Here is a 5,514-nt window from a genome sequence, read left to right as displayed (position 1 = left end):
ATTCTAATTTAAGTAAGAGCGCGTACAACAATACGATATAAGCAGTGAAACTAGCTAACATATAAAAATTATAGACTGAAAAATTAATTAATCCAGTCCATAATGTAAAGTATTTGCCTATAAATTCCGTTAAAAACGAAAATACAATTATAAACAATATAAATTTAGCTTTATTATTAGGCAATTTATAATAGAATCGAAATCCTATTAAACTTGATAATAAAGCTAAATAAATAATATAAAATCTTAAATCTTCAAACATTTATTAAATATAAGGGATTGGAGGTGGATTACCAATAGAGCCATAGTTTAATGGCGCAATATTCAAGGAATCATCATTTTCTATAGATTTTTCTATTTTGGACACTTCTGTAGTTTTTTTAATTTTCTTTGTCCCTGTTGGGGCTAAAAAAATAGTTGTTAAACCTGATTTTTCGGCATATGCTTTATCTTCAGGATAAGCGCCAAAATGAAAGCGAATTCCATCAATTTCGCCTTTTTGCTTTTTTGCTTCAGCTTTTATGTAAGCAATATAATTTTCTAATTCCACAATAGAAAACCAAATCGCATTAGCATCTTCTTTTTTTATAGCTTCCTTGATCAAAGGATATCTGGTTTTATTATAATTTTCATTTAGCAATTTAGCAAATTCTTTAGTAATAAGTTGTTTTGGCTTAATTGGTTTTTGTTCCATAATGTTTTTTAGTTAAGGTTAGATTATTAAAGGGTAACAGGACAAAACTATTTCAATTCAGTAGATACCACAAGGGGAAATATCCCCTTTTTTTTAGGGTAAATCGAAAAATAAAATAGGGTGTCTTTACTCTTTTGTGAAAACTAGTTATGTCACAACTTTGTATCAATCCATTTGGTGCACAAAATGGAGAGGTGGAATCTGAAAAACCTTAATAAGAGAGTAAGAATTAAATTTTAATAATAATAGTTATGTCAAATTTAGTCGCAGAATTAAATAGTTTAGATTTTAGTGTTTACATCGGTGGACCATTACAAGCAGCTGTTCAAGCTCAAAACGCAGCCTCTATGGCACAAGTTAATTTTATACAATCAGTTGGTTTTGAAGATGGAGCTTCTGCTACTGATCCAAAAAAGTTACGTTATGTAGATTTCAACTACAAAAAATCGGTACCTAATCCAAATTATGATCCAGATCCTACAAAAGCAACCGTTCCAGGAAATACAAAATTTGATGATAAAGAGGTGGAAATTAGAGTTCCGTTCTTAACGATGTTGTCTATTCCAAGTATCAGAATAGAAGAAATGACCATCGATTTCAATGCGAAGCTTACTTCTACAGAGACCAAAAGTGTTTCTAGTGAGTTTGCCGCAAGTGCTGAACTTGGTATTAATTACAAAATTGTCAATTTCAAAGCTTCTGCTTCGTACAAGAGGACTTCAGTTACGGGTTCCAATGTTGAGAAAACCTATAATCTAGGCGTACACGTTCGTGCTGTTAATGATGAATTACCAGCTGGGTTAGATCGTATATTAACAATGCTAGAAGACAGTATAGCTAGTGTAAACGCGTAATAATATTAAAATAGATTGGCTGTCTTGTTGGGGTGGCCAATCTATTTAAAAAATAAGAAACTATGATAAAATTGAATGATTACCTAGGAAGTATTGTGGCTAGTTTTACCAATGCAAAAATAATGTCTGACCTTCAAACTGTAAAATTGGCCGAAGAATATGCAAAACATGATTATTTGAAACATTTTTCAATTCCAAGAATGCGTATTGACGATGTTGAAATGACAATTCCCATTGCTTTAGATGAAATTGAAAACATCTCAAAACCTCCAGTAATTGGTTTTGATAGTATCAAGATTAACACTTTAGTTTATAGTTTCCTATTAGAAAAATTTGGAGTCTTAAAAATTACAAAGGAACCTACTAAATTGCTACAAACGGAGACAGCGAGACAAGTAGGTATTTTAGAAAAACAAATTAAACTAACCAACAGTCATGATTCTGTTTCGGGTTTTTCAAAAGAAATCGTAGTGTATTATTTAAAGATAATTGAAAAATATGCTTTGGTAAACAAAGAATTATTAGCCAAAATGAATTATGATCTGATTGTTAGAGATTTAATTACAGTTTTAACGCGAGAAATTACAATTAGTAAAGAGGTGGAGGCTTTAGCCAATCTTAATATTGTTGTTGAAGCTAATAAATTAAGGGAACTTAAGTCTGAAAATTTAATATTCATTAAGTTGAAAATTTCTGAAAATGGAATGGAGTGGAGTAGATCTGAAAATGCTAATGGAGAAATCGAATCAAAATTATTACCTGAATAGTTATGAAAAAATCAACATTGAATCTAGTTAGTGTTTTAAAAAACAATTTATTAGAGTTCCCAAAAATAACGAGAAGTCTAGAGAATAAGGATCCATTTTTTATAGAGAAGTTATCTGCATGGATTCAAAAAAACGAAGAAATATTTAGTACATACACTATTAGTGAAGTTTCTGAATTATCCGGCTTGTATAGCAAATTGTTGATTCCGAGGTTTTCTGATAATAAAAGTATCTCTTTAAAGAAAGCACAATTAAAAGCTGCCTCGGAGATATTATATGATTTACAAAGCTTGATATTGACAGTTTTAAAACCCTTTGAATTAAAAGTTGAAGAGTGTAGAGAACTGGTAAAGCAAATCTTATTGATCATTAGCCAGGCAAAAGTTGTAAAGTATGACCCTGATTTACCATTTGAAAATTTTGTAGATGCTATCTGGAAATTTACGACGTCAAATGAACAATTACAAGCTGGAGCAATCAAATTGAAAACAATGTTGATTATGTCTGATATTCAAATGCTTATTGCCGAAGAAATAAACTTAGAAGATTACTGCTAAAAAGAAAAATGTAAACTATTTTTAGTGTTTCAAAATATTAAAAAAAGCGGTCGACTACAATTTAAAGCAACCGCTTTTTTAATTTCCACAATATGTATTATCTTAAAACGGCACCAAGTTCTGTTTCAAAGTTCTTTTGTAACTTACTCATAATTTTATCAATTTGAGCATCAGTAAGTGTTTTTGCATTGTCTTGAATGGTAAAACTCAAGGCATATGATTTTTTGCCTTCGGGTAAGTTTTGACCTTCGTAAACATCAAATAGATCAATGTTTTTCAAAAGTCCTTTTTCAGTTTGTCTAGCCAAGTTGTATAAGCTTTCATAACTAACTGTTTGTTTTAGCAATAAAGCTAAGTCTCTGCGTACCTCAGGATATTTTGGAATCTCTGTATATTTAATTTTAGTACTTATTTTTTTAAGGATTAAATCCCAATTAAAGTCTGCATAAAACACTTCTTGTTTAATTCCAAAATGCTTTAATATTACTTTTTTAACTACTCCTAATGAAACGATTGTATCATTCCCAACAACTAGTGAAATTCCTTCAGCAAAAACATCTAGTTCAACTGGTTTAGTTTGTAATTTATCAATACCCAATCGAGATAAAATACCCAAAACATATCCTTTAAACAAAAAGAAATCAGAAGTTTTCTGTGTTCCAGTCCAGTTTTCTTGGTTTCTATTACCAGTAAGTAATAAACTTAAATGTTTTTTCTCTTCATAACCAGCAAGGTAGTTGTGGTATGTTTTACCAAACTCAAATAATTTTAAATCAGCATTTTTACGATTAATGTTATATGATACTGCTTCAAGACCAGAGAAAAGTAATGATTGTCTCATGGTTGATAAATCAGCACTCAAAGGATTTAACATGGTTACATTATTCGTAGGATTTAGTTGATCAGAAAGTGTAACGTAGTTTGCCGTTGTCAATGAGTTAGCCATCATTTCATGAAATCCTTGAGAGTTCAATTGAGAGGCAATAACATTTTGAATTTTATAATCTTCGTTTCGTGGCGCGTTAAAAACCGTCGCATTCAATTTATTTGAAAAAGCAATATTGTTATAACCGTAAACTCTTAAAAGTTCTTCAATAACATCAATTTCTCTTTGAACATCTACACGGTACGCAGGAATAGTCAATCCAAGTCCAGCATCCGATACACTATTTACCTTAATGTCTAATGAAACCAGTATTTTTTTAATAGTATCTTTTGGAATTTCCTGTCCAATGATTTTATTGACATTTTTAAAGTTCAGAAAAACATTAAAATCTTCAATTTTCTTTGGATAGACATTCACAACATCTGATGTGATTTCGCCACCGGCAACTTCTTGAATTAGTAAAGCAGCACGCTTTAATGCATATTCAGTGATGCTAGGATCAATTCCTCTTTCAAATCTAAAAGAGGCATCGGTATTAAGTTGATGTCTCTTCGCTGTTTTTCTAATACTTACAGGATTGAAATAGGCACTTTCCAAGAAAATAGTACTAGTACTTTCTGAAACTCCTGATTTTTTTCCGCCAAAAACACCAGCAATACAAAGTGGTCCTTTTTCATCACAAATCATTAAGTCTTCCTCATGTAATTCTCTTTCAACATCATCAAGAGTGGTAAATTTTGTCCCCGTCGCAAGAGTTTGAACGACTACTTTTCCGTTTATTTTAGCAGCATCAAAGGCATGAAGGGGCTGACCCAATTCGTGTAAAACGTAATTCGTAACATCAACAATGTTATTTTTTGGGTTTAACCCAATAGATTTTAATCTGTTTTGTAACCAAGCAGGAGAAGGTTTTACTTCAATACCAGAGATTGTAACGCCACAATATCTAGGTGCTAATTTTGGTTCTTTAACATCAATATCAATCTTTAAAGTTCTTTTATCTACTCTAAAATTACTAACTGAAGGTGTAATAAGCTCTACGCTAACTCCATTTTGTAAAAGTCCTGCTCTCAAATCTCTAGCTGTACCTAGATGGCTCATAGCATCAGCACGATTTGGTGTTAATCCTATTTCAAAAACTTCATCATTTTCTATTTTAAACACAGTTGCAGCGGCTGTTCCAGGTACCAATGAGTCGTCTAAGATCATAATTCCATCGTGGCTTTCACCAAGACCTAATTCGTCTTCTGCACAAATCATACCGTGGCTTTCTTGACCTCTAATTTTTCCTTTCTTGATTGTAAAAGCATTACCCTCTTTATCATACAATTCTGTCCCAATAGTAGCAACAGGAACTTTTTGTCCTGCACCTACATTACTAGCACCACAAACTACTTGTATGGGTGTTCCGGTTCCTATATCAACAGTTGTTATTTTCAGTCTGTCAGCATCTGGATGTTGTACACATGTTAATACATGACCTATAACTACTCCTTCTAATCCTCCTTTAATAGATTGGTACTTTTCAACCACTTCTACCTCAAGCCCTAAGTCTGTAAGCAATGCAGCTGTTTCTTCGGATTTCCAGTCTATTTTTATAAATTGTTTTAACCAGTTGTATGATATTTTCATTTGTATTTTTTAATGATATTGCTTTACAAGTCCCGTTTTCAAAGACGCGTGCAAATATAAGGATTGCAGTTTGTAGTAAGAAACTATTTTTTTGTTTTTTAAGTTATAATTGTATTCATTTTAA

5 protein-coding genes are annotated in these 5,514 nt (G+C 31.6%); 3 read left to right on the top strand and 2 right to left on the bottom strand.

All coding sequences use genetic code 11. The annotated features are described in order from the left end of the window. Positions 1 to 265: 265 nt before the first annotated feature. The gene (locus tag DNC80_RS14160; RefSeq protein WP_182651768.1) at positions 266 to 694 is read right to left on the bottom strand and encodes a hypothetical protein; all 429 of its coding nucleotides are present in this window, start codon (positions 692 to 694) and stop codon (positions 266 to 268) included. Positions 695 to 945: 251 nt separating this feature from the next. On the opposite strand from DNC80_RS14160, the gene DNC80_RS14155 reads away from it, so the two are divergent. The 3 genes from DNC80_RS14155 to DNC80_RS14145 all read left to right on the top strand — a co-directional run bounded on the left by DNC80_RS14155 (position 946) and on the right by DNC80_RS14145 (position 2,872). After that, on the top strand, positions 946 to 1,548 hold the full coding sequence (locus tag DNC80_RS14155; protein ID WP_182651767.1) for a DUF2589 domain-containing protein: 603 nt from the start codon (positions 946 to 948) through the stop codon (positions 1,546 to 1,548). A gap of 62 nt (positions 1,549 to 1,610) precedes the next feature. Continuing rightward, entirely contained in the window at positions 1,611 to 2,315 is a 705-nt protein-coding gene (locus tag DNC80_RS14150) for a hypothetical protein (protein WP_182651766.1), read from the top strand. 2 nt (positions 2,316 to 2,317) lie between these two features. Further along, positions 2,318 to 2,872 (top strand): hypothetical protein, encoded by a 555-nt coding sequence (locus tag DNC80_RS14145; RefSeq protein WP_182651765.1) that lies wholly within the window; start codon positions 2,318 to 2,320, stop codon positions 2,870 to 2,872. A gap of 97 nt (positions 2,873 to 2,969) precedes the next feature. Here DNC80_RS14145 and pheT read toward each other — a convergent pair whose 3' ends face one another. Beyond that, the gene (gene pheT, locus DNC80_RS14140) at positions 2,970 to 5,390 is read right to left on the bottom strand and encodes a phenylalanine--tRNA ligase subunit beta (RefSeq protein WP_182651764.1); all 2,421 of its coding nucleotides are present in this window, start codon (positions 5,388 to 5,390) and stop codon (positions 2,970 to 2,972) included. Positions 5,391 to 5,514 lie beyond the last annotated feature (124 nt).

This window comes from Flavobacterium sp. SOK18b, from assembly GCF_014156605.1.
GTDB classification, from domain to species: domain Bacteria; phylum Bacteroidota; class Bacteroidia; order Flavobacteriales; family Flavobacteriaceae; genus Flavobacterium; species Flavobacterium tiangeerense.
The sequence above is the reverse complement of the archived record's forward strand: the minus strand, read 5'-3'. Positions and strand labels throughout refer to the sequence as shown.